Annotated in this window: 1 protein-coding gene; it reads right to left on the reverse strand. The window is 68.1% G+C overall.

From position 1 onward, the window contains the following. Positions 1-200 precede the first annotated feature (200 nt). A complete protein-coding gene (locus ABD143_RS38045; RefSeq protein WP_343988737.1) occupies positions 201-602 on the reverse strand; it encodes a hypothetical protein in 402 nt (133 codons plus the stop codon). Positions 603-730: the final 128 nt, after the last annotated feature.

The following is a 730-nucleotide window of genomic DNA, read 5'->3' on the forward strand; positions in this document are numbered from 1 at the left end:
GGCACCGCAAGAAAGCGATCATCAGCCGCTGGGACGCAGCGAGGAAAACTGTTTCGGGCCATGCCGCGCGCGGGTGCAGAACCCGCCCGCGCGCGGCCGGACCCACTGGCCGGCTCCACCAGCGGAGGACTAACCTTTGAGGTGGCGGTGCAGGCCCCCGACGAGTCCGGGGGCCTGCACCGCTGCTCTCAGTGCTGCTCTCAGTGCTGCTTGTGGTCGTCCTTCTTGTGGTCGTCCTTCTGGATGTCGATGTCGAAGTCGGCCTTGGCCGCGCCGCCGGCGCCGCCGTAACCGCCGGCGCCGCCGTTACCAGCGGCCGCGGCGGAGTTCAGGGTGGCGGCCTGGTTGCCGCTCGAGCTCTCGTCGTCGCTCCAGTTGCCCTCCGAGTACTGGAAACTGGAGTTCTCGGACTTGGCGGTGTTGTGGTCGCCACCCTTGCCACCGTCGCCACCCCAGCCACCGGCACCACCGGTGGCGGTCACGGCGACGTCATTACCGTCGTCCGTCGTGGTGTCCGCGAGTGCGGCGCCGCCGAACAGCGTCGACCCGACCATCCCGAACGCCACCGCACCAAGCGCGGCCTTCCGCCCAAACTGGCTCATCGTTCAGTCTCCATTCGAGGTCCCGCCGGGCATGTTTCGGCCCGGCGATATGAGAGGTGGTGGTGCGGTATTTTCTTCCTCGCCCATCTCGCCGGCACCGCAAGAATGCGATCATCAGCCGCGGGGTC

This window comes from Pseudonocardia aurantiaca (genome assembly GCF_039526725.1).
GTDB classification, from domain to species: domain Bacteria; phylum Actinomycetota; class Actinomycetes; order Mycobacteriales; family Pseudonocardiaceae; genus Pseudonocardia; species Pseudonocardia aurantiaca.